The 1,930-nt window shown below is 65.9% G+C and carries 3 protein-coding genes and 1 pseudogene; 2 read left to right on the forward strand and 2 right to left on the reverse strand.

Translation table 11 applies throughout. From position 1 onward, the window contains the following. Positions 1-189: pseudogene (locus QZH66_RS15465) on the forward strand (cytochrome ubiquinol oxidase subunit I); the annotation flags it as partial. A gap of 10 nt (positions 190-199) precedes the next feature. Then, positions 200-1,207: a cytochrome d ubiquinol oxidase subunit II gene (locus QZH66_RS15470; protein WP_305806794.1), complete on the forward strand. Its 1,008-nt coding sequence runs from the start codon at positions 200-202 to the stop codon at positions 1,205-1,207. 73 nt (positions 1,208-1,280) lie between these two features. Here QZH66_RS15470 and QZH66_RS15475 read toward each other — a convergent pair whose 3' ends face one another. After that, positions 1,281-1,475, reverse strand: a complete 195-nt coding sequence (locus QZH66_RS15475; RefSeq protein ID WP_305806795.1) for a hypothetical protein — start codon at positions 1,473-1,475, stop codon at positions 1,281-1,283. After that, a partial coding sequence (locus QZH66_RS15480; protein ID WP_305806796.1) for a nitronate monooxygenase occupies positions 1,433-1,930 on the reverse strand: 498 nt, incomplete at its 5' end. The genes QZH66_RS15475 and QZH66_RS15480, both read right to left, overlap by 43 nt.

A 1,930-nucleotide genomic window follows, 5' to 3' on the forward strand; every position in this document is an offset into this window, starting at 1 on the left:
CTTGTCTACGGGGTGCTCAAGACGGCCGACGCGGTCGGCCACCACACACCGCTCACGCTCGGCATCTCGCTCACGGCCTACCTGCTGATCTACGCCTTTCTGCTGGTGTCGTACATCGGCGTGCTGATGTACATGAGCGAGCACGCCGCCATGCCCACGCCGGCCGCCAAGGCCCCCCCGAACCTTTAAGGAGAAGACCATGGACACGAGTTTGGCGCATCTGCTGCCCCTGGCCTTCATGGCCGTGATGGGCCTGTGCATGCTGGCCTATGTGGTGCTCGACGGCTACGACCTCGGCATCGGCCTGCTGCTGCCGCTGGCCGGCGACGACGAGAAGGACGTGATGGTCTCCAGCATCGGCCCGTTCTGGGACGCCAACGAGACCTGGCTGGTGCTGGGCATCGGCGTGCTGCTGGTGGCCTTTCCGAAGGCGCACGGCATCGTGCTGTCGGAGCTGTACCTGCCGGTGGCGGCGATGCTGATCGGGCTCATCATCCGCGGCGTGTCGTTCGACTTCCGCGTCAAGGCGCGCGACGCGCACAAGGCGCTCTGGAACCGCCTGTTCTTCAGCGGCTCGCTGGTTGCCACCATGGCGCAGGGCTGGATGCTGGGCAGCTACGTCACCGGCTTCAACCACGAGGTCTGGGGCCTGCTGTTCGCGCTGTGCATCGCCATCACCCTGCCGGCGGCCTACATCATGCTGGGCTGCGGCTGGCTGATCATGAAGACCGACGGCGCGCTGCAGGACAAGGCAATTGCCTGGGCACGCAAGGCGCTGTGGCCCATGGGCGTGATGCTGGCGGCGATCTCGGTGGCCTCGCCGTTGGTCAGCCCCATCGTGTTCGACAAATGGTTCGTGCTGCCCGAATTCCTGTTGCTGCTGCCGATTCCACTGGCCTGCCTGGGCGCGTTCTGGGCCATCCACCACGTGGTGCGCACACCGCGCATCGTGCAGTCGGGCTACGGCTGGATCGTGTTCGCGGCCACGGTGTTGGTGATCGTGCTGTCGTTCTTCGGGCTGGCCTACAGCATCTACCCGTTCATCGTGATCGAGCGGCTCACGCTGTGGCAGGCGGCTTCGTCGACCGAAGCGCTGGCGGTGATGGGCATCGGCGTGGCGGTCACGCTGCCGGTCATCGTGGCCTACACCATCTTCATGTACCGCGTTTTCTGGGGCAAGGCGACCGCGCTGCGCTACGGCCTATAAAAAACGGGCAGCTCCTTTTTCAGGAGCTGCCCGCGCAGGCTGCATCAGCGCTAGAGCGCTAAAACATTCAAACCTAGTCCAGCGCCAGGCGCTGGCGCGCGGCCTGGTACTGCGCGCGCAGCTGGGCCACCATCTCGCCCGCGCCCACCACCTTGTCGATCGCGCCTATGCCCTGGCCGCAGCCCCAGATGTCCTTCCAGGCCTTCTTGGCATCGCCGCCGAAGTTCATCTTGCTCGGGTCCGATTCGGGCAGGTTGTCGGGGTCCATGCCGGCCGCGCGGATCGACGGCGCCAGGTAGTTGCCATGCACGCCGGTGAACAGGTTGCNTCGATCGCGCCTATGCCCTGGCCGCAGCCCCAGATGTCCTTCCAGGCCTTCTTGGCATCGCCGCCGAAGTTCATCTTGCTCGGGTCCGATTCGGGCAGGTTGTCGGGGTCCATGCCGGCCGCGCGGATCGACGGCGCCAGGTAGTTGCCATGCACGCCGGTGAACAGGTTGCTGTAGACGATGTCGTCCGAAGTCCCGTCGACGATGGCCTGCTTGTAGGCATCGCTGGCGCGCGCCTCGTGCGTGGCGATGAAGGCCGAGCCGATGTAGGCGAAGTCGGCGCCCATGGCCTGCGCAGCCAGGATGGCGTTGCCGCTGGCGATGGCGCCGCTGAGCGCGATCGGGCCGTCGAACCACTGGCGGATTTCCTGGATCAGCGCGAACGGGCTCTTCAC

This window comes from Stenotrophomonas sp. YIM B06876, assembly GCF_030711595.1.
Taxonomy (GTDB): domain Bacteria; phylum Pseudomonadota; class Gammaproteobacteria; order Xanthomonadales; family Xanthomonadaceae; genus Stenotrophomonas.